This is a genomic window from Kordiimonas sp. SCSIO 12610 (assembly GCF_024398015.1).
In the GTDB taxonomy this organism is placed as follows: domain Bacteria; phylum Pseudomonadota; class Alphaproteobacteria; order Sphingomonadales; family Kordiimonadaceae; genus CANLMI01.
Map to the genome: position 1 here is coordinate 3,203,491 of NZ_CP073747.1, position 20,702 is coordinate 3,224,192.

A 20,702-nucleotide genomic window follows, 5' to 3' on the forward strand; every position below is an offset into this window, starting at 1 on the left:
AAAATCGTTTGATCCAAAACCCTTACGCTGTAAGGGCTTGGTCCACTAATGCTTCTTGTTCTGCAACATGCCTTGACGCCAGACCTGTTGCTGTTGATGCGCTTGCTGTACGGCCAGCATAGACGGCACGTTTTGGTTTCAAATCCAAATCGGCTAACACACCTTCAATTGGTTCATTGATATACGCCCAAGACCCCATATTCTTTGGCTCTTCCTGACACCAAACAACTGTCTCAAGATTCTTGAAACGAGCAAGTTCCTTAGCAACGGCTGCCTGTGGGAATGGATAGAGCTGTTCAACGCGCAACAAATATGTATCATCTTGACCGCGCTTGTCACGCTCATCAAGGAGGTCAAAATAGACCTTACCCGAACACATAACCACGCGCTTGATCTTATCATCCGATTTAAGCTTAATCGATGATCCGCCGCCATATTCAGCATCATCCCAAAGAACTCGGTGGAATTGTGACCCAGGGCCAAATTCTTCAAGCTTAGAGACAGCTTTTTTATGACGCAGCAAAGATTTTGGTGTCATCATAATCAACGGCTTACGGAACTTGCGGTGCATCTGACGGCGCAAAATATGGAAATAGTTTGCTGGCGTCGTGCAATTTGCTACCTGCCAGTTATCTTCAGCACTTAACTGAAGGTAACGTTCAAGCCGCGCGGATGAATGCTCAGGGCCTTGGCCCTCATAGCCATGTGGCAACAACATCACCAGACCAGAAAGCCTTAGCCATTTTGCTTCCGCCGAACAGATGAACTGGTCAATGATAATTTGTGCACCATTGGCAAAATCACCAAACTGAGCTTCCCAAAGCGTTAGTGTATTAGGCTCTGTTGTGGAATATCCATATTCAAAACCAAGAACGCCGTATTCTGATAGCGGGCTATCCAACACTTCAAAGTGACGATCTTCTTCTACATGCTGTAAGGGCACATAGCGTTCTTCGGTTTTCTGATCAACGAACACAGCGTGACGTTGACTGAACGTGCCGCGGCCACAATCCTGACCTGAAAGGCGAACATCATAGCCTTCTTTCAAAAGCGTGCCAAACGCCAACGCTTCTGCGGTTGCCCAATCAAACCCTGCACCTGTTTCAAACATTTTATCCTTGTTATCAAGGACACGTTTGAGCGTGCGATGACTGTTGAAGGTCTCTGGAACATGCGTCAGAACTTCACCAACTTCACGGAGCATTGTTTCAGCTACACCAGTTTGAGCGCGGCGTTTCTCATGATCCTCGTCAGCAAGGCCAAGACCTTCCCATTTCCCTTCAAACCAATCAGCTTTGTTAACACGGTAATCACGGCCAGCTTCAAACTCGTCTTCCAGATAGCTGACAAATTCGTTTTGCATCTGTGCGAATGTTTCGTCTGTGATCAATCCTTCAGCAATCAAACGTTCGCCGTATAATTTCACGACGCTAGGATGCTTTTTGATAGCAGCATACATCAATGGCTGAGTGAATGCAGGCTCGTCTGATTCGTTATGGCCGAAGCGGCGGTAACAAATCATATCAATCACAACATCACGCTTGAACGTTTGACGGAATTCTGTCGCGACTTTAGTGGCAAAAACAACTGATTCAGGGTCATCACCATTCACATGGAAAATCGGCGCCTGAACCATTTTTGCTACATCCGACGGATATGGGCTAGACCGTGCGAATTGAGGGCTGGTTGTGAAACCAATCTGGTTATTCACGATAAAATGGATCGTACCACCGGAATTATATCCACGTACACCCGACATCGCGAAACACTCTGCAACAATGCCTTGACCAGCGAAGGCCGCATCACCGTGAAGCAAAATAGGCAGTACTTTTGCGTGTTCAGCGTCCTTTTTCTGGAACTGCTTCGCATGCACCTTACCAATAACCACAGGGTTTACAGCTTCGAGGTGGGATGGGTTGGCATTCAATGACAGGTGAATTTTGTTACCATCAAATTCACGGTCAGCACTTGTCCCCAAGTGATATTTTACGTCGCCAGAGCCTTGAACATCATCAGGCTTGAAGGAACCACCGTGAAATTCATTGAAAATCGCGCGATAAGGTTTCTGCATCACGTTGGCAAGTACATTCAAGCGCCCACGGTGCGGCATACCAAGGACAATTTCCTCAAGGCCAAACTGACCACCCGTTTTCATCACACCTTCAAGGGCAGGAACCATGGATTCACCGCCATCAAGGCCAAATCGCTTAGTTCCAGTGTATTTGCGGCCGAGAAACTTTTCGAAATGCTCAGCTTCAATCAGCTTATTCAAAATCGCAATCTTACCTTTGTCGGTAAACTGGATTTCTTTGTCGCGACCCTCAATCTTGCGCTGAAGCCACGCTTTTTCTTCAGGGTCATTAATATGCATAAATTCCACACCGAGGTTGGAACAATAAGTGCGGCGTAGAATTTCAATAATTTCGTTAATTGTTGCGGTCTTTAACCCAAGCACCCCGTCCATAAAAATCGGACGATTGCGGTCGTCTGGTCCGAAACCATAGGTATCTGGTTCCAGTTCCGCATGGGTCGGGCGATCTTCAAGACCAAGGGGATCAAGGTTTGCCATCAAATGACCACGCACACGGTACGTGCGCACCATCATGAGGGCGCGGATGCTATCAATCGTTGCAGCACGGATATCTTCTTCGGAAAGGCCAGCGCCCCCTTTAGAAACAGGTTTATCATTCTCGATAAACATATCAGAGCCATCGAGGCCTGTTGTTAAATCATCATTAGGACGAAGTGGCCAATCGGAACGTGCCCAGCTTGGGCCCGCTGCTTCAATGCTGGTTTCAAGCGCATTAAAATAATCACGCCAACCTGCATCAATGCTATCAGGGTTTGATTGATATTGACTATATAAGGATTCTACAAACGCTGGGCTAACCCCTTCAAGCGCTGCAATTCGGTCCATGTCTGCACCCATATGTTACGGCGCGGCTTTCATCACCGCGCCCCTCTTTTGCCTGTTTTAACCTTTAATTGCTTCAAGAAGCGTTGTGCCGAGCGCCGCAGGGCTATCAGACACTACGATCCCCGCAGAGCGCATTGCTTCGATTTTGTCTTCTGCACCGCCCTTGCCGCCAGATACGATTGCACCCGCGTGGCCCATTGTGCGGCCTGGAGGCGCTGTACGGCCAGCGATAAAGCCAGCGACAGGTTTCTTCACTTTGCTTGCTTTGAGGAATTCCGCAGCTTCTTCCTCTGCGGAACCACCGATTTCACCAATCATGATAATGCTTTCGGTTTCATCGTCACCGAGGAACATGTCCAAGCAATCAATAAAGTTAGTACCGTTAACAGGGTCACCGCCAATACCGATACATGTACTTTGACCAAGGCCAGCAGCAGTAGTTTGAGCAACCGCTTCGTATGTCAGTGTACCGGAGCGCGATACGATACCAACGTTACCACGGCGATGAATATGACCAGGCATAATACCGATCTTACATTCACCCGGTGTAATAACACCAGGGCAGTTTGGCCCAACAAGACGCGTACCAGAGTTACGAAGTGCGCGTTTCACCTTCACCATATCCAGAACCGGAATGCCTTCTGTGATACAAACAACAAGCTCTAGTTCAGCATCGATCGCTTCTAGGATTGCGTCTGCGGCGAATGGAGGCGGAACGTAAATTACAGATGCGTTCGCATCTGTTGCTTCGCGTGCGTCAGCAACTGTATCAAATACTGGAAGGTCCAGATGCTTTGAACCGCCTTTACCTGGCGTTACACCACCAACCATATTTGTACCATATGCAATCGCTTGCTCAGAATGGAATGTACCCTGTGCGCCAGTGAAGCCCTGACAGATAACTTTAGTTTCTTTACCTACGAGAACAGACATTACGCGGCCTCCTTCACGGCCTTAACCACTTTCTCAGCGGCATCATTAAGATCATCAGCGGCAATAATCGGAAGGCCACTATCAGCCATGATCTTTTTGCCAAGCTCAACATTTGTACCTTCTAATCGCACCACAAGCGGAACAGAAAGCGCAACCTCGCGCGCTGCTGCCACAACACCCTCAGCGATCACATCACAGCGCATGATACCACCAAAGATATTGACCAGGATGCCTTCAACATTATCGTCAGAAAGGATAATTTTAAACGCTTCGGTTACACGCTCTTTTGTTGCGCCACCACCAACATCAAGGAAGTTTGCAGGTGAACCGCCTTTAAGTTTGATGATATCCATCGTTGCCATAGCAAGTCCGGCACCGTTCACCATACAGCCGATACTACCATCCAGGCTGATGTAGTTAAGGTCATATTTGGATGCTTCGATCTCTTTCGGGTCTTCTTCGCTTTCGTCACGAAGCTCGCGAACATCAGCGTGACGGAAAAGTGCATTACCATCAAAAGACATCTTACTATCGAGGACGACCATTTCATCATCTTCTGTAAGAACAAGCGGGTTGATCTCTAACATGGATGCATCAAGATCGGTGAAAGCTTTGTAGAGCGACGCTACAAGCTTCTGACATGCTTTCGCAGCTGCACCAGAAAGGCCGAAACCGAAAGCAACCTGACGACAATGGAATGGCTGCAAGCCAGCAGCAGGGTCGATTGTGATTGTAACGATCTTTTCAGGAGTTGCTTCCGCAACTTCCTCAATATCCATCCCGCCTTCTGTCGAAGCGACAATCGCAACCTGACTTGTTTCACGATCAACAAGCATTGAAAGATAAAATTCGCTTTTGATCGCACAGCCATCTTCAACATAGACGCGCTTGATCTCTTTACCTTCTGGACCCGTCTGGTGTGTAACAAGCGTTTTACCAATAAGGTCTTTTGCAACTGCTTCCACATCATCTAGTGATTTAACAACTTTCACACCGCCCGCTTTACCGCGACCACCAGCATGAATTTGCGCCTTAACAACCCATACAGGACCGCCAAGCTTTTTTGCTTCATCAACAGCTTCCGCTGCAGTATAGGCAACACCGCCACCAAGAACAGGTGCACCGTATTTTTTCAATAGGCCTTTAGCCTGATATTCATGAATATTCATTTGTCCTATAACCCCTTATGAGTAACCTGTGGACAGTTGCAATTATGCGAGATCACCGTCGATAGCAATACATGCTTCAACGAGACCTTTTACCGCGTTAACAGAGTGGTCGAAACCTGTTTTCTCTTCACCTTGAAGATCGATTTCAACAATTTTCTCAATACCATCAGCACCGATGATTGTTGGAACACCAACATACATTTCATCAACACCATACTCACCAGTAAGATAAGCCGCACACGGAAGAAGGCGCTTCTTGTCTTTCAAGTAACTTTCAGCCATCTCAATTGCACTTGCTGCTGGCGCATAGTAGGCAGAACCAGTTTTCAACAAGCCAACGATTTCTGCACCGCCGTCACGTGTACGCTGCACGATCTCATCAATTTTTTCCTGAGTTGACCATCCCATTTTTACGAGATCAGGAACCGGAATGCCTGCAACTGTTGAATAGCGTGTTAGTGGAACCATTGTATCACCGTGACCACCAAGAACGAATGTGTTCACATCCTGAACAGAAACATTGAATTCATCCGCAAGGAAATGACTAAAGCGCGCACTATCAAGAACACCAGCCATGCCACATACTTTATTCGTGGGTAGGCCAGAGAATTTCTGAAGTGCCCAAACCATCGCATCAAGCGGGTTTGTGATACAAATAACAAACGCATTTGGTGCGTGCGCAGCAATACCTTCGCCAACAGATTTCATCACTTTTAGGTTAATACCGATAAGGTCATCGCGGCTCATGCCTGGCTTACGTGCAACACCCGCTGTTACAATAACAACATCAGCACCAGCAATATCAGCGTAATCGTTAGCACCTTTGAGGTTTGCGTTATACCCTTCAACCGGGCCGCTTTGTGCAAGGTCAAGCGCCTTACCTTGTGGCATACCTTCAACAATATCAAAAATTACGATATCACCCATTTCTTTAAGGGCTGCTAGGTGAGCAAGAGTACCACCGATTTGACCTGCACCGATCAAGGCAATTTTGTTACGAGCCATTCCTGAAAACTCCAGTTAATTAATTCATGCTGCGGGGAGGAGCAGCGATTTAATAAAATTCATTGCTGAATAGATTGAAATATATATGGTTCCTAGCGCGTTTAATCCCATCAAGCAAGGGGTCTTAGTCTTAAGTCTCTACACGAATGATTTACGAATGGTTACCAACTCGTATTTTCAAGTAATTTTACCTTTAAATCAGCAACTTCATCAGCTCAAGGCGCGAGAATATAGCAAATTTATTCAAGGCCATGCCCTCTGGCTATATATTCATCAGACTGCATTTCCATGAGTCGTGAGACCGTGCGTTCAAATTCAAACGCCCCGTCACCAGAAGGATATAATTCAGAAGCTTCAACTTCGGCCGAACAAAGCAACTTGACGCCGTGTTCGTAGAGCGCATCGATAAACGTCACAAAACGTTTGGCTTCATTACGCTTTTCTTTGTTCATTTTCGGAATAGCAACCATAATGACCGTATGGTACCGACGAGCAATAGCAAGATAATCGGCCGCTCCCAATGGGTTGGCACAAAGACGCTTGAAGGAAAACACCGCAACGCCGCGTGCAGCCTTTGGTACGAAAAGCTCGCGCCCCTGCACCATAAGAGTATCACTGGGCACCTTATCCCTGTCTTCAACATCCCGGTCAGTCAGCCTGAAAAAGGCATCAGATAACTGTTGAGTCGTTTTGTCATTGATAGGTGTATAGTATGTTGGCACACCTTTAAAACGGTTCAGACGATAATCGGTCGGCCCATCAAGAGCCACGACATCAAACTCTTTGTTGATCATATCAATGAAGGGCATAAAAAGCTGTCTATTAAGCCCGTCCTTATATAGATCATCAGGTACTCGGTTTGATGTTGCAACGATCACAACACCAAGCTCCATCAATTCCCGAAACAAACGGCCCAGGATCATTGCATCGGCGATATCTGTAACCTGCATTTCATCAAAACAAAGCAGCGTTGCCTCAAGTGCAATTTGGCGTGCAACGGGAGGAATTGGGTCATCCTCTGCTGGTTTGCCGCCGTGCGCTATGCGCTCTTTCCCGGAAAAGCCGCGCCATTCCTTCATCCGCACGTGAACATCCAGCATGAATTCATGGAAGTGGACACGCTTTTTTGCCTTCAAAGGCGCTAAATCATGAAACAAATCCATCAACATAGATTTGCCGCGACCAATCCCGCCGTAAAGATAAAGCCCCCTTGGGGGTTTTCTATCGTCTCCAGACCATCTGAAAAAATTAGCAAACCGCCAACTCTTGATTGACAGCGAAGATCGTTTTTGGGTGAGTTCAGGATATCCTGATAAGTCGGTATAAAGACGCTCAAAATGTGAAACAGCATTTGCCTGATGTTCATCAGGCTTAATTTCACCTATGACCTTTAAGTCTTCATAAGCCATTTGTGGGCTTTTTGTTTTGTTTGTCGTCACGTGCATCTCAACAAAAACCAAACATAGTCATTTCATGTCTGGTATCATGCAAGCACGAACCACACAATTCTATTTCAGACTTGGTACTATATTTCTTGAAGTCAATCTGTTTTAATTATACTCATTATTTTCTTACGTATACAGCCTCAAGAGATACAACATGCAGCATGACCGCCTGATAGCTATTAATGGCATCAAAAACCTTCGCGATATGGGAGGTTATAAATCACTGAATGGCGGTCATATTAAATGGAAGAAACTCTATCGTTCTGGTCGCCCGAGCGAACTAGACAGCGAGCAGCACAAAGACATGGCAGCACTCAACATTGATACAGTTGTGGATTTTCGCTCGGCACGTGAAAAAGAAAACAGCCCAATCACCTGGAACAATCACTGGCAACCAGATTACAGAGAGGTACCAATAGGAGGGAACGCTGCCGCATGGGTAAAGGAGCTTTTTGAGAAGCTCTCCACATCGCCCTTCCCCGCAAAAGAGTTAAATGACCAGTTTATTCTAGCGTTTCAAACCATTCCGATTGAAAATGTTGACGGCCTCAGAAAATTATTCGATGTCTTGGTTGATCATTCCAGTGACAACACGGCTGCCCTGTTTCACTGCACTGCGGGCAAAGACCGAACGGGGATCGCAGGCGCTCTGATTATGAGAGCCCTCAACATACACAGCGATGATATCATGGCTGATTTCCTTATGACCAATGATGCGGTTGATCTGAAAGCGAGCTCAAAGGAACTCGCGGAATGGGCTTCAGAGAAGGCGGGCCGAGCGATTGACGCGGATGCAGTTTTACCTCTTGTTGGCGTAAAAGAAGATTTTTTACATGCTGCCTATAAAACCATAGATGAAAAATTTGGCTCTATGGACCAGTATCTGGAAAAGGGAATGGGATTAACCCCCAAACGCCTTGAAACTTTCAGACACAATTTACTATCCTGATGAGGAGCGTACATACATATGAAAATAATGGCTATATTGTAATACGGGGCCTATTTTCGCCTGACGAGCTTAACCCTATCCACGATATTCTATTAAGTTTTCATGAAAACTGGCTTTTGGAAAACACCGAGTTTTATCAGAGCCATGCAATAAACAGCGCTTATATCACCCAAAAAGGAATACTGCCCTCGAAAGATAGAATTAAGCTTTTTAACTTTATCAGCGATGAGAAAATCCATAAGGCCTTGTCTGAGAATGTATCTGACAACCTTGCATTTATGGGAACCCAGATATTTTTTGACCCACTGAATAAAAAGCAAAAAAACTACTGGCACCGAGATATTCAATATAACACGCTTACACTTGATGAGCAGAAAGCCATATTTGACAAACAAAATGCTTTGCATGTCCGTATCCCATTGAAGGACGAAAATGGGATAGAGATCGTCCCCGGCACCCATAAAAGGTGGGATACTGAAGAAGAGTTCGACACTCGCATGGAACAGAATGGCAAACTAAAGCACCATGACCTGATGGGTGGTAAAACCCTCAGACTTCAAAAAGGTGACATGCTAATTTTCTCAGCCAATATGATCCACCGCGGTTTATACGGCAAAGACAGGTTTGCCTTTGACCTTCTATTTAGCGATCCTATACCCGAAATTCTCAAATTTCTGCCCGATGATTGCGTGCCGGATGAAGCCGATTTGGATAAACTTCAAAATAACGCAGTGTTCAAAAGGTCCATGGCGGTAAAACAAACACAGTGAACCGCGACTTACGCTTCAGGCGCATAAAGGGCGAGCACTTCGGCCTCGGTCATATCATTCGTCTTGTTCACAAAATCATAGTAAGCAGGCTTATGATCAATATAGATTTGATGATCTAAAGTCAGAACACTTTCATCATCCAATAAGCCTGCCGAGATAATATGCTGGTTCGTATCCAACATGCGCCAAAACAGATTTGACCCGCAAATTTTACAGAAGGCCCGCTCCGCCCATTCAGAAGATTTGAAGCGACCAATATTTTCTTCCCCTTCAAAGGAAACATTGTCACCACAATCAACAGTCATGTTTGGCCCACCGGACCAACGCCTGCACATCTTGCAGTGGCACGCGCCTGCCTTTATGGGCATTGCATGTATGTTCAGCTTAACAGCCCCACACATACAGGCACCTTTTGTCTCGATGTTTATTTCTTCTGAAGAAAGCTCAGACATCTTTCACCCCCTTTTGAACGCGCTTAATCACGCTATCATAGAATCCAGTACGTGCAATAAAAAAGCCGGCGAAAAAGCCGGCTTTTTTCATCTCAATTGCGCAGGTATTTACCCTTTACGCTCGACCATCATTTTCTTGATCTCTGCGATAGCTTTCGCCGGGTTCAAGCCCTTCGGACATGCGTTCGCACAGTTCATGATTGTATGGCAACGATACAGACGGAATGGGTCCTCAAGGTTATCAAGGCGCTCGCCGGTCGCTTCATCGCGGCTATCGATCAACCAACGATAGGCTTGCAGAAGAACCGCAGGGCCTAAATATTTGTCACCATTCCACCAGTAACTTGGGCATGATGTCGAACAACATGCACAAAGAATACATTCGTAAAGGCCGTCCAGTTTCTGGCGGTCTTCCTTGCTTTGACGGCGCTCTTTCTCCGGCGTCGTACTTTGCGTCTGCATCCAGGGTTTAATTGATGCATACTGCGCATAAAAGTTTGAAAGATCTGGTACCAAATCCTTCACAACTTCCATATGCGGGAGCGGTGTGATCGCGACATCACCCTTCACGTCTTCAATTGCCTTCGTACAGGCGAGCGTGTTGGTGCCATCGATATTCATCGCGCACGACCCGCACACACCTTCACGGCACGAACGACGGAAGGTTACAGTACTATCCATTTCGTTCTTGATCTTGATAAGGGCATCAAGAACCATTGGACCACAGCTATCCATGTCAACTTCATAGGTATCCATGCGTGGGTTTTCACCATCATCGGGGTTCCAGCGATAGATACTGAAGTTTTTGGTGTTTTTCGCGCCTTCAGCTTTTACAGTTTTACCCTTGCCGATTTTTGAATTGGCGGGTAGCGAAAATTCAGCCATTTTCTATTCCTTTCCTACCAATCAGGCCTTAGTAAACCCGAGCCTTCGGTTTAATATATTCAACTTCTTCCGTAAGCGTATAGTCATGAACTGTACGTTCACCAAGTGTTACTTTCTTACCGTCGAACCATGAAACTGTATGTTTCATCCAGTTTTCATCGTCACGATCCGGGTAATCTTCGTGCATGTGTGCACCGCGCGATTCCTTACGGGCATTCGCACCGTGCATCGTGAGAACTGCCTGACCAATAAGGTTATCAAGCTCAAGCGTTTCGATAAGATCACTATTCCAAACAAGTGAACGGTCTGTTGTTTTCAGGTCATCCATATTGGCCGCGATTGCATCAATCTTCTCAACACCCTCAGAGAGGATTTCCTCGGTTCTGAAGACCGCGCAATTATTCTGCATCACTTTCTGCATGGAAAGTCGCGCTTCCGCAGTACTTGTTGAGCCATCTGCGTAACGCGCCTTATCAAGACGGCCAAGCGCCATCTCTTCATATCCGGCAGGCAGAGGTTTCTGTGTTGCGCCAGCTTTCACGATTTCTGGTACACGCTTACCAACCGCACGGCCAAACACCACAAGGTCGATCAGCGAATTAGAACCAAGACGGTTAGCACCGTGCACAGATACACATGCCGCTTCACCAACTGCAAACAAACCATTGACCACATTGTCCTGATTTTCAGGGGTTGGGTTGATCACTTCACCATGATAGTTGGTTGGGATACCGCCCATATTATAGTGAACTGTTGGCAAGATCGGGATCGGCTCTTTGGTCACATCCACACCAGCGAAAATTTTCGCTGATTCAGAAATACCCGGTAAGCGCTCCGCGAGGATCGCCGGATCCAGGTGATCCAGATGCAGATACATATGATCTTTTTCCGGTCCTACACCGCGGCCCTCACGAATCTCATTAGAGATTGAGCGTGATACCACATCACGAGACGCAAGGTCCTTCGCTGATGGCGCATAACGCTCCATAAAGCGCTCGCCTTCAGAGTTGATAAGGATACCACCTTCACCGCGAGCACCCTCGGTAATGAGAACGCCAGCACCGTAAATACCTGTCGGGTGGAACTGTACGAACTCAAGGTCTTGAAGCGACAATCCAGCGCGCAGCACCATACCGCCACCATCACCTGTACAGGTGTGTGCTGATGTTGCAGAGAAATAAGCACGGCCATACCCGCCTGTTGCAAGCACGGTTGCCTGCGCACGGAAAGCATGGATTGAACCATCTTCCATATTCATCGCAATCACGCCGCGGCATTCACCGTTTTCCATGATCAGATCAATCGCGAAATATTCGATGTAAAAGTCACTATCATACTTTAGCGACTGTTGGTAAAGCGCATGGAGCATTGCGTGACCAGTTCTGTCAGCCGCCGCACACGTACGCTGCGCTGCTGGTCCTTCACCGAATTCTGTCGTCATACCGCCAAATGCACGCTGGTAAATTTTACCTTCTTCAGTACGGGAGAACGGAACGCCATAATGCTCAAGTTCGTAAACAGCAGCAGGTGCCTCACGAACCATATATTCGATCGCATCCTGATCACCGAGCCAGTCAGACCCTTTAACAGTGTCATACATATGCCACTGCCAAGTATCTTTGCCCATATTACCGAGCGAAGCAGCGATACCACCCTGCGCCGCCACCGTGTGTGAGCGTGTAGGGAAAACCTTTGTGATACAAGCGGTCTTAAGGCCAGATTCAGCAAGCCCCATTGTAGCGCGAAGGCCAGAACCACCGGCGCCGATAACAACCGCATCATATGTGTGATGAGTAATCGGGTAACTTTTTGTCATGTATTATCCCCCGAACGCTATGCGAAGAATTGAAAAGACGCTGAGCGCTGCTATGAGCACACAAGCAAATGTAATAAGTATCAGACTGCCAACCTTCAGACCGTGTGAATGAACATAATCCTCAATCACAACCTGAAGCCCTAAACGCATGTGATATGTGATGTTCAGGACAAAAAGAATAGTCAACACGGCGACGACAGGCTGCTGCAGCCATGCCACCCACTCAGCATGTCCTTTGCCCGCATTACCAACAAATGAGATAACCATGAATAAAACGAGCGGTAAATTGGCAATCGCTGTAACGCGCTGAACCCACCAATGGTGCGTTCCATCCTTTGCAGATCCCAGGCCACGTACCTTCGACAATGGGGTATTAAAATCAGTCATCTAAAGCCTCCCCATCACTTTGTAGGCTGCAATCCAAATTGCGAGCGTTGCTACAATCGCAAAGACAAAAGTCAGCTTGGCACTGAGAGTATTGGACTTGAGGTCATACATTTTGCCCGCGTCCATAAACAAGTGGCGAATACCACCTGCAAAATGCTGCATGAGAGCATAAGTTATACCAAATAATACCAGTCGTCCAAAAGCGCTATCTGCATAGCCTTGAATGGTATTAAAATACTCATAGCCAGTTGCAATCGCCACTAACCACCAAGTCAACAAGATAGTACCCACGCTAAGCGCAACACCTGTCATCCTGTTGATGATAGACGCAGCCATATGAGCACCCCAGCGATAGACCTGCAGGTGTGGAGATAGTGGGCGTTTTACCTGTGCCATTTTGATCTCCTGACAAAAATTCTTCACCGTTTCACCAGTTGATACGGAAAAGTTGTTAACCTCATAAAGACAAATGATTAATTGCGAACGATTCTCAATTATTCTTTGTGCAAAATACAGTATCTTTTAGCCTTTCTTACGAAGAAACCGCAAGATGCGATTATGCCTTTCTTGCGAAAAAATGCCGCATTTGAGAAATTTCTTGCTCACGGTTTCGTGACAAACTAAAGTTTACACAGTGTAAATTACAATTTTCACTGTGTAGAAAGAGCTTATCGGGGGTGATTTATGAGTCCGCATCATTTTGTTACAAAGACACTATCAAGTATCATATACCTTACAATTATATCCTGCATATTTACAAACATCTGCATTGCGCAAGACAATACGAAAGCGCCGCCGATTTTGCCGGTAGAAGCATTTGCAAGTCTACCAGACCTATCGCAAATGAAATTATCACCTGATGGAAAGATGGTCGGATATGTTATTGAATATGAGGGCAGAAAAGCAGTTGTTGCACAAACAGTCGAAGGTGAGAACAAGCAACTCATACCAGCGCCAGATGGCGGTGATTTTGACACTTTCTATTGGATTAATGACAAGATAATTTTACTACAACTAAGCGGAACAATATACCGCGAGGAGTTTGGTCGCGAAGTAGCTCAGAGTCGTCTCTTTTCTTTCAACCTTAAAAATCGCAAATTTAAATGGCTTGGAAAACCTAAGCGGTCAGTCGCCAGCGCTTCTGCCAATAAAGTCGAGTCGTTTGCATCACAAATCGAAAACATTGTCGACCTACTTCCAAAGGACCCCAAACATATTCTTGTTGCTATGGACTTCGATCTGGATGCAGAAACATCAGTTTATCGAGTTAATGTCGAAAATGGTAAGCGTAAAGAAATACAAAAAAACTTACGCGGTTACCAAAACTGGTACACAAACCAAAACTCCGAAATTGTTTATGGAACGGGTTACGACGGTTCAACGTACAAAGTAAAATTCAAACAGCCAAATGGTAAATGGATCAATCTCAAGAAAACAGAATGGTATAAACGCTTTAAGTTTGAAGATTTTACAAATGACCCAAACATTATTTACGTAAGTGGCCGCAACGCCTACGGAACCGATAGTATTTTCACACTTGATCTAAGATCAGGTGAACCTGTGGAGGAAATCTTCAAACGTGCCACAGTTGATATTGGCGGGATGGTTTATCATCCTATAACGGGCAAAGTTGCAGGTGTTTATTATACTGACGATTTTACTCGCGTGAAATACTTTGACAAAGATCTATCGATTGTTCAGCGAAGTATGCAAAAGGCACTTAAAGGTATGATCGTTTCAATAACGAGCATGTCGAAAGATGAAACAAAATATCTCATATATGCCGAGAATGATCGTGATCCGGGTACCTACTATTTATATGACAGAAAAAACAAACAGTTAAACTACATCTCGCCTGCACGCGAGCCAATCTACGCGGAGCAAATGGCAACTGCAAAGATGCTAAAAATTCCCGTCCGTGATGGCAGCACAATTTCAGCAGTGATAACCATGCCTGCGGGCCGAAAAGCGCAAAATATGCCAAGTGTAATATTGCCTCATGGAGGCCCACATGTTGCCGGGGATTCCGCGCATTGGGATTTTTGGGCACAATTTTACGCCAACCGAGGCTACATCGTTCTTCAGCCGAATTTTAGAGGAACGAGTGGGTACGGTACACAATACCTGACCAAAGGAATTCTGCAGTGGGGTGGCCTAATGCAGGATGATGTGACCGACGCCACCAAATGGTTAATTACGGAAGGCTATGCTGATCCAGAACGCATTTGCATTGCAGGCGCTTCATATGGTGGATACGCAGCCCTTATGGGAGCTATCAAGGAACCTGGACTTTATAAATGCGCCATCTCAGTAAATGGTGTTACTGATTTACCCAGACTTAAATCTACCGACAAAAACCAGTCTGTTGGGGGCAGCGCATGGATAAAACGTATGGGTCTCAGAGGGGCAGACGATAAAACTGTTTCGCCCCATGACCGTGCTGATGAAATCAACATACCAGTACTTTTAATGTCATCTGTTGATGATACCAGGATCGATTATCGCATGTCGCGCTCTACACACACTAAACTGACTGATTTAGGTAAAGACAGTACATATATCAAGATCAATGACGGAACGCACAATATGGTAACCAAAGCGTCACGTATGACTTTACTAAAAGAAACTGAGAAGTTCTTAGCGAAGCATATTGGCGACTAGCGCCTTAACCAATTCCGAGCGTGTTCGCGACATCCAGAATACGCTCGGCCTCTACCACATGTAATTCTTCGATCATTTTACCTTTAAAGGTAGCAACACCCTTGTTTAGCACCTTAGCTTCTTTGTAGGCTGTAATCAAAGCCTTCGCGTCTGCAATTTCATCATGGCTCGGCGAAAAAACTTCATTTGTGATGGCAACCTGACTCGGATGAATAAGGCTTTTCCCATCATACCCCATGTCCCTAGCTTGTAAGGCATGTAACCTTAAACCCTCATCATCCATAAAATCATTATAGACACCGTCAATCACAAGAAGACCATATGCACGCGCTGCCAATACAGCCGTGCCCAGGGCCGTTATCACACTCTCACGGTTTGGGACATGTCTTGCGCGAAGGTCTTTCACAAGGTCGTTGGTACCAACAACAAGTGCCTGCAATCGATCACTTGACCCAGCAATCTGACCAGCATTCAAAAATGCGATTGGCGTTTCGAGCATAGCCCAGAGATTTGTGTCGTTTGCTCCTGCCTTGTTCATCGCATCCATTATAATGCTCACATCATTCGCATCATTGATTTTAGGAACAATGATTGCTTCGGGATTTAAAGCCCCTATAGCCGCAATATCATCTTGCCACCACCTGGTGGCCAGCCCGTTAATCCTGACAACCAGTTTACTATTTCCAAATGCGCCGTCCTTTAAAGCTTCTGAAACAAGCCCTCGAGCCGTTTCCTTAGCTTCTGGTGCCGTCGCGTCTTCAAGGTCAAAAACAATCACATCAACATCAAGAGTGCGCGCTTTTTCGATCACTCGAGGGTTCGACCCAGGCATAAAAAGGACACTGCGATAAAGCTCACTCATAACCAAAATCCATTTCTAAATGACGAGGCGTTTAAACTGATAACTCACATGCAATGAGGTGAATCATAATAAGTGGCTTCACAAAAAGAAAGCGGCGAGAAAAATTTTCTCACCGCTCCATTCATCATTTATACTTTATTTCTAGTCTGCAGTTACCAGTTTCTGGTTAATCATCGATTCTGCAATTTGAACAGCATTCAATGCTGCACCCTTCCTCAGATTATCAGATACAACCCAGATATTCAGACCATTCTCTACAGTGATATCTTCACGGATACGCGAAATATAGGTTGCAAAATCGCCAACACATTCAACAGGTGTGATGTAGCCTTCGTCCTCACGGCGATCAACAACCAGACAACCCGGCGCTTCACGAAGGATATTACGCGCTTCATCAGCAGAAATTTCTTTTTCAAATTCTATATTGAGCGATTCTGAATGCCCCACAAACACAGGCACGCGCACACATGTTGCCGTAAGCTTGATTTTCGGATCGAGCATTTTCTTGGTTTCGGCAACCATTTTCCACTCTTCTTTGGTGTATCCATCATCGAGGAACACATCGATATGCGGGATCACATTGAAAGCAATCTGTTTCGTGAATTGCTCTTTCTCGATATCATCGTTCACAAAAATAGCACGCGTTTGGCGGAACAATTCGTCCATCGCGGCATTACCAGCACCAGAAACTGACTGGTATGTTGATACAACAACCCGTTTGATCACCGCAGCATCATGCAAGGGCTTCAAAGCCACAAGCATTTGCGCTGTCGAACAGTTTGGGTTTGCAACAATATTCTTTTTTGCAAAATCCTTAAGGTCATGCGCGTTCACTTCTGGCACCACAAGCGGCACATCCGGATCCATCCGGTAAAGGGATGAATTGTCAATCACAACCGCACCCGCTTTGGCAGCTCGTGGTGCATGTTCTTTCGAAACACCCGAACCCGCAGCAAAGAACGCAAAAGCAGTGCCTGCAAAATCGAAATCATCCAGTGCCTGTACCTTAAGTTCCTTATCGCCGTACATAGCGATCTGACCAATCGACTTTCGGGATGCGAGCGCAACAATATCCTTCGCCGGGAAATCACGCTCAGCAAGGATGTTTAACATTTCACGACCGACATTACCGGTCGCACCTACAACAGCGACACGAAAGCCCATTTATGGTCTCCTTATGGACAATGGAATTAAAAAGAATGCTCTATCTATAGAGCCATTAGTTATCGTCAAGTTTTTTAAGTATAGCGTCACCCATTTGTGACGTTGTGACCCGCATTGTACCCTCCGCCCAAATATCGCTCGTGCGAACATTATCCGCGAGAACACGATCAACCGCAGCCTCAACTGCGGTCGCAGCCCCACCCATATTCAAGGAATAACGAAGCGCCATCGCAAAGCTAAGGATCGCCGCGATCGGATTGGCGATACCTTCACCTGCAATATCAGGGGCGGATCCGTGCACAGGCTCATAAAGCCCAGGCATTTCGCCATTTCCTAACGATGCAGAAGGTAACATACCCAATGATCCCGTGAGCATTGCAGCCTCGTCGGAGAGTAAATCGCCAAACAAATTATCCGTTAAAATCACATCAAATTGCTTCGGATTCTTCACAAGCTGCATCGCGCAATTATCCGCAAGGATATGTGTTAGCTCCACATCACTATAATGGTCTTGATGGACTTCTGTCACCACCTCGCGCCACAAAAGGCCTGCCTCCATCACATTGGATTTCTCAGCACTCGCAACACGGCCTCCGCGTTTTTGTGCCATTTGAAATCCAACATGGGCGATTCGCTCAATCTCGGCCTCGGTGTAACGCTGGGTATTGATACCGACCCTGCTACCATCATCCAGCGTTTCAATGCCCCGTGGTTCGCCAAAATAAACACCACTAGAGAGTTCACGCACAAACAAAAGATCAAGACCAGCCACAAATTCCCGTTTCAGGCTTGATGCGTCTGCAAGCGCGTCAAAACAGATCGCAGGTCTTAAGTTTGCAAAAGCATCTAACTCCTTGCGAAGGCGCAAAAGTCCGGCTTCAGGTCGTTTATCATAATCCACACCATCCCATTTGGGGCCACCAACGGCTCCCATAATAATGGCATCACACGCTTTGGCCGCGGCAAGTGTTTCATCGCTTAAGGGAACACCCTCAGCATCATAAGCGCAGCCACCAACAAGCCCACTTGATACATCGAACGTTACATCAAAGGCACGCTCGGTCCACGCGATAACCTTAGTAACCTCAGCCATAATTTCAGGGCCAATTCCATCACCCGGCAAAAGCATTAATTTATGTGTTGTCATTTTAATTTCCTGCTTATTTAATTAGGGCCAATTATCCCTTGAACAACCAAGGTGTCATCAATTTCTGCTCGTTCTCGTATGACCGGATAGCTTGAGTCGATTGCAGTGTTGTGTCGATTTCATCAAAACCATTCATCAGCATTGCTTTGTGGGCAGGATTATAATCGAAATCATAGTGTGCATTCTGGCATTTAACCGTTTGCTCCGAAAGGTCCACATGAATGTCATGCCCGGCCTCGGCAGCAAGCACAAGCGCATCAACATCAGGCTGCGGTAAGGCAATTGTCAAAATACCGTTTTTGACACAGTTGCCTGCAAAGATATCAGCAAAACTTGGTGCAATAATGCAGCGAAATCCCAGTTCGGCGATTGCCCATGGTGCGTGCTCGCGGCTCGATCCACAGCCAAAATTATCACCTGCGATCAGAATTTTCGCATCTTTGTATTTATCGCCGTCAAAAACATTATTTTCGATACGGTTGCCATCGCCGTCAAAGCGTATGGTTTCAAAAGCAAACTCTCCAAAGCCGGTTCGTTTAATTGATTTCAGATGCTTAGCCGGAATAATGATATCTGTATCAACGTTTACTTGCGGGAATGGTGTTGCAATTGATGTGATTTGTGTGAATTTTTGCATCAGCCTCGCCCTTTCCTTAAAAGTCGCGCACATCGACAAAATGGCCGGCGATCGCAGCCGCTGCCGCCATTGCAGGGCTTACCAAATGTGTACGAGCACCTGGCCCCTGTCGCCCGACAAAGTTCCTGTTGCTCGTGGATGCCACATGCTCACCCACACCTGCACGGTCCGGATTCATCGCGAGACACATAGAGCATCCTGGGTCTCGCCACTCAAACCCCGCTTCCAACAAAATTTCGTCAAGTCCTTCGGATTCTGCCTGTTCTTTCACAAGGCCAGATCCCGGCACCACAAGCGCCTCGATGATGCGTTCATTGACTTTACGGCCCTTTACAACCTTTGCCACTTCACGGATATCCTCAATACGGCTGTTGGTGCAGCTGCCGATAAACACACGGTCAACCGGAATGTCTGTGATCATCTGACCTTCTGACAATCCCATATACTCAAGTGACTTCTTTACGGCTTCTTGTTTCGCAGGATCATCAAAGGCAACCACCTGAGGAACAGACGCCGTAATTGGCACAACATCCTCAGGGCTCGTGCCCCATGTTACCAGCGGAGCGATATCAGCCCCATTGATCTCAATCTCCTTATCAAAAGCAGCCCCTTCATCAGTTTTAAGCGCCTGCCAAAACGCAACAGCACTTTCCCATGCACCGCCTTTTGGCGCATAGGGCCTGCCTTTAAGATACTCAAATGTTTTATCATCAGGTGCAACAAGGCCCGCTCGTGCACCAGCCTCGATCGACATATTACAAAGTGTCATCCGCCCTTCCATCGATAGCGCTTCGATAACAGAACCAGCATATTCGATCACATATCCGGTGCCACCACCCGTGCCAATTTTGCCAATGATAGCGAGGGCAACATCCTTCGCCGAACACCCAACAGGTAACTCGCCGGATACCGTAACCCGCATATTTTTGGATTTCTTCAATTGAAGTGTTTGGGTCGCGAGCACATGCTCAACTTCGCTCGTTCCAATTCCAAATGCAAGCGCACCGAAGGCACCATGCGTTGATGTGTGACTGTCTCCGCAGACAAGCGTTACTCCGGGTTGGGTAAAGCCTTGCTCTGGTCCAACCACATGAACAATGCCCTGACGCACATCATTCATAGGGATATAATCAAGGCCAAATTCCTTCACATTTTTTTCCAACGCGTCCAACTGCGCCTCTGACATAGGATCAGGATTAGGAAGATTACGGTCCTTAGTCGGAACATTATGATCAGGAACAGCGATAATGCTATCAGGCCGATGAATTTTACGGCCCTTTGCACGCAGGCCATCAAACGCTTGCGGCGATGTAACCTCATGTACAAGATGGCGATCAATATACAGAAGCGCCACCTCACCTGATAGTTCTTCTACAACATGGTTCGACCAAATTTTATCGTACATTGTGTTAGGCATTATTCTATCCATCTACATTTGGCCATCTACATTTGACTATGTATTGATCCTGACATTATCCTTTTCTTCTGTGATGTTGATTACTG

Annotated in this window: 18 protein-coding genes; 3 read left to right on the forward strand and 15 right to left on the reverse strand. The window is 46.4% G+C overall.

All coding sequences use genetic code 11. The features are described from left to right. Positions 1-22: 22 nt before the first annotated feature. The 5 genes from KFF44_RS14740 to zapE form a co-directional block, all read right to left on the reverse strand. A complete protein-coding gene (locus tag KFF44_RS14740) occupies positions 23-2,917 on the reverse strand; it encodes a 2-oxoglutarate dehydrogenase E1 component (protein WP_255935527.1) in 2,895 nt (964 codons plus the stop codon). 57 nt (positions 2,918-2,974) lie between these two features. Then, positions 2,975-3,850, reverse strand: coding sequence for a succinate--CoA ligase subunit alpha (sucD, locus tag KFF44_RS14745; protein ID WP_255935528.1), 876 nt, complete (start codon positions 3,848-3,850; stop codon positions 2,975-2,977). Next, complete coding sequence (gene sucC, locus KFF44_RS14750; protein ID WP_255935530.1) at positions 3,850-5,019, reverse strand: ADP-forming succinate--CoA ligase subunit beta; 1,170 nt, start codon at positions 5,017-5,019, stop codon at positions 3,850-3,852. Before sucC ends, sucD begins: the two co-directional genes overlap by 1 nt. Positions 5,020-5,061: 42 nt before the next feature. Then, on the reverse strand, positions 5,062-6,024 hold the full coding sequence (mdh, locus tag KFF44_RS14755; RefSeq protein WP_255935531.1) for a malate dehydrogenase: 963 nt from the start codon (positions 6,022-6,024) through the stop codon (positions 5,062-5,064). 239 nt (positions 6,025-6,263) lie between these two features. Then, the gene (gene zapE / locus KFF44_RS14760) at positions 6,264-7,433 is read right to left on the reverse strand and encodes a cell division protein ZapE (protein ID WP_370691175.1); all 1,170 of its coding nucleotides are present in this window, start codon (positions 7,431-7,433) and stop codon (positions 6,264-6,266) included. 190 nt (positions 7,434-7,623) lie between these two features. On the opposite strand from zapE, the gene KFF44_RS14765 reads away from it, so the two are divergent. Together KFF44_RS14765 and KFF44_RS14770 are read left to right on the forward strand one after the other, a co-directional pair. Beyond that, positions 7,624-8,418, forward strand: coding sequence for a tyrosine-protein phosphatase (locus tag KFF44_RS14765; protein WP_255935537.1), 795 nt, complete (start codon positions 7,624-7,626; stop codon positions 8,416-8,418). Then, a complete protein-coding gene (locus KFF44_RS14770; RefSeq protein WP_255935538.1) occupies positions 8,418-9,188 on the forward strand; it encodes a phytanoyl-CoA dioxygenase family protein in 771 nt (256 codons plus the stop codon). Before KFF44_RS14765 ends, KFF44_RS14770 begins: the two co-directional genes overlap by 1 nt. Before the next feature lie 8 nt (positions 9,189-9,196). Here KFF44_RS14770 and KFF44_RS14775 read toward each other — a convergent pair whose 3' ends face one another. The 5 genes from KFF44_RS14775 to sdhC all read right to left on the reverse strand — a co-directional run bounded on the left by KFF44_RS14775 (position 9,197) and on the right by sdhC (position 13,124). After that, positions 9,197-9,640, reverse strand: coding sequence for a GFA family protein (locus KFF44_RS14775; RefSeq protein ID WP_255935541.1), 444 nt, complete (start codon positions 9,638-9,640; stop codon positions 9,197-9,199). Positions 9,641-9,748: 108 nt separating this feature from the next. Continuing rightward, on the reverse strand, positions 9,749-10,525 hold the full coding sequence (locus KFF44_RS14780) for a succinate dehydrogenase iron-sulfur subunit (RefSeq protein WP_255935544.1): 777 nt from the start codon (positions 10,523-10,525) through the stop codon (positions 9,749-9,751). A gap of 28 nt (positions 10,526-10,553) precedes the next feature. Further along, positions 10,554-12,341: a succinate dehydrogenase flavoprotein subunit gene (sdhA, locus tag KFF44_RS14785; RefSeq protein ID WP_255935546.1), complete on the reverse strand. Its 1,788-nt coding sequence runs from the start codon at positions 12,339-12,341 to the stop codon at positions 10,554-10,556. A gap of 3 nt (positions 12,342-12,344) precedes the next feature. Continuing rightward, positions 12,345-12,728 (reverse strand): succinate dehydrogenase, hydrophobic membrane anchor protein, encoded by a 384-nt coding sequence (gene sdhD, locus KFF44_RS14790; protein ID WP_255935548.1) that lies wholly within the window; start codon positions 12,726-12,728, stop codon positions 12,345-12,347. Further along, complete coding sequence (gene sdhC / locus KFF44_RS14795; RefSeq protein ID WP_255935550.1) at positions 12,729-13,124, reverse strand: succinate dehydrogenase, cytochrome b556 subunit; 396 nt, start codon at positions 13,122-13,124, stop codon at positions 12,729-12,731. Between the two features lie 288 nt (positions 13,125-13,412). On the opposite strand from sdhC, the gene KFF44_RS14800 reads away from it, so the two are divergent. Beyond that, positions 13,413-15,389, forward strand: coding sequence for a S9 family peptidase (locus KFF44_RS14800; protein ID WP_255935552.1), 1,977 nt, complete (start codon positions 13,413-13,415; stop codon positions 15,387-15,389). A 4-nt stretch (positions 15,390-15,393) separates the two neighbouring features. Here KFF44_RS14800 and KFF44_RS14805 read toward each other — a convergent pair whose 3' ends face one another. The 5 genes from KFF44_RS14805 to leuC all read right to left on the reverse strand — a co-directional run bounded on the left by KFF44_RS14805 (position 15,394) and on the right by leuC (position 20,628). After that, on the reverse strand, positions 15,394-16,251 hold the full coding sequence (locus KFF44_RS14805; protein ID WP_255935554.1) for a CoA ester lyase: 858 nt from the start codon (positions 16,249-16,251) through the stop codon (positions 15,394-15,396). A gap of 141 nt (positions 16,252-16,392) precedes the next feature. Beyond that, positions 16,393-17,415 (reverse strand): aspartate-semialdehyde dehydrogenase, encoded by a 1,023-nt coding sequence (locus KFF44_RS14810; protein ID WP_255935558.1) that lies wholly within the window; start codon positions 17,413-17,415, stop codon positions 16,393-16,395. A 55-nt stretch (positions 17,416-17,470) separates the two neighbouring features. Further along, the gene (gene leuB / locus KFF44_RS14815) at positions 17,471-18,562 is read right to left on the reverse strand and encodes a 3-isopropylmalate dehydrogenase (protein ID WP_255935559.1); all 1,092 of its coding nucleotides are present in this window, start codon (positions 18,560-18,562) and stop codon (positions 17,471-17,473) included. 31 nt (positions 18,563-18,593) lie between these two features. Further along, positions 18,594-19,199, reverse strand: coding sequence for a 3-isopropylmalate dehydratase small subunit (leuD, locus tag KFF44_RS14820; RefSeq protein ID WP_255935561.1), 606 nt, complete (start codon positions 19,197-19,199; stop codon positions 18,594-18,596). Between the two features lie 16 nt (positions 19,200-19,215). After that, entirely contained in the window at positions 19,216-20,628 is a 1,413-nt protein-coding gene (leuC, locus tag KFF44_RS14825; protein WP_370691117.1) for a 3-isopropylmalate dehydratase large subunit, read from the reverse strand. Positions 20,629-20,702 lie beyond the last annotated feature (74 nt).

Coding starts and splice junctions, on each gene's coding strand:
- KFF44_RS14770 (WP_255935538.1), top strand. CDS start 8,418: ATGAGGAGCGTACATACATATGAAAATAATGGCTATATTGTAATACGG.
- KFF44_RS14805 (WP_255935554.1), bottom strand. CDS start 16,251: ATGAGTGAGCTTTATCGCAGTGTCCTTTTTATGCCTGGGTCGAACCCT.
- sdhA (WP_255935546.1), bottom strand. CDS start 12,341: ATGACAAAAAGTTACCCGATTACTCATCACACATATGATGCGGTTGTT.
- sucD (WP_255935528.1), bottom strand. CDS start 3,850: ATGTCTGTTCTCGTAGGTAAAGAAACTAAAGTTATCTGTCAGGGCTTC.
- leuD (WP_255935561.1), bottom strand. CDS start 19,199: ATGCAAAAATTCACACAAATCACATCAATTGCAACACCATTCCCGCAA.
- KFF44_RS14800 (WP_255935552.1), top strand. CDS start 13,413: ATGAGTCCGCATCATTTTGTTACAAAGACACTATCAAGTATCATATAC.
- KFF44_RS14810 (WP_255935558.1), bottom strand. CDS start 17,415: ATGGGCTTTCGTGTCGCTGTTGTAGGTGCGACCGGTAATGTCGGTCGT.
- KFF44_RS14775 (WP_255935541.1), bottom strand. CDS start 9,640: ATGTCTGAGCTTTCTTCAGAAGAAATAAACATCGAGACAAAAGGTGCC.
- leuB (WP_255935559.1), bottom strand. CDS start 18,562: ATGACAACACATAAATTAATGCTTTTGCCGGGTGATGGAATTGGCCCT.
- sdhD (WP_255935548.1), bottom strand. CDS start 12,728: ATGACTGATTTTAATACCCCATTGTCGAAGGTACGTGGCCTGGGATCT.
- sucC (WP_255935530.1), bottom strand. CDS start 5,019: ATGAATATTCATGAATATCAGGCTAAAGGCCTATTGAAAAAATACGGT.
- KFF44_RS14765 (WP_255935537.1), top strand. CDS start 7,624: ATGCAGCATGACCGCCTGATAGCTATTAATGGCATCAAAAACCTTCGC.
- mdh (WP_255935531.1), bottom strand. CDS start 6,024: ATGGCTCGTAACAAAATTGCCTTGATCGGTGCAGGTCAAATCGGTGGT.
- zapE (WP_370691175.1), bottom strand. CDS start 7,433: ATGGCTTATGAAGACTTAAAGGTCATAGGTGAAATTAAGCCTGATGAA.
- KFF44_RS14780 (WP_255935544.1), bottom strand. CDS start 10,525: ATGGCTGAATTTTCGCTACCCGCCAATTCAAAAATCGGCAAGGGTAAA.
- KFF44_RS14740 (WP_255935527.1), bottom strand. CDS start 2,917: ATGGACCGAATTGCAGCGCTTGAAGGGGTTAGCCCAGCGTTTGTAGAA.
- leuC (WP_370691117.1), bottom strand. CDS start 20,628: ATGGATAGAATAATGCCTAACACAATGTACGATAAAATTTGGTCGAAC.
- sdhC (WP_255935550.1), bottom strand. CDS start 13,124: ATGGCACAGGTAAAACGCCCACTATCTCCACACCTGCAGGTCTATCGC.